Origin of the sequence: Escherichia sp. 94.0001, assembly GCF_013369155.2 — a bacterium.
Lineage (GTDB): Bacteria > Pseudomonadota > Gammaproteobacteria > Enterobacterales > Enterobacteriaceae > Escherichia > Escherichia coli_F.
On the sequence record NZ_JABWMS020000314.1, the window covers coordinates 1 to 259 of the forward strand.

General features: G+C 55.6%; 1 protein-coding gene. It reads right to left on the reverse strand.

The features are described from left to right. Nucleotides 1-22: 22 nt before the first annotated feature. A partial coding sequence (locus tag HEN33_RS25905) for a hypothetical protein (RefSeq protein ID WP_183083572.1) occupies nt 23-259 on the reverse strand: 237 nt, incomplete at its 5' end.

Here is a 259-nt window from a genome sequence, read left to right on the forward strand (position 1 = left end):
AGGTCGAAGTAATACCCGCACATTACCTCCAGATCCGTTGCTGGAATGTGCGGGACGGACGCGGTAGCCGTTCGGAGTAAGGGAGCCTGACGGAGATTATCCAGTGACGGTAGTCGAGGCTAAGGGCTTTTTTAACCTCGCATCCGCGCCTGCGGTAACACTGAATGAGCCATTCGGCCTGTTCTTCAGTGCATGGGGGATGCTGGTACCAGTCAGATTTGAATGCGTGAAAACACCGTCCGCGCCTGCTGGCAAAGAC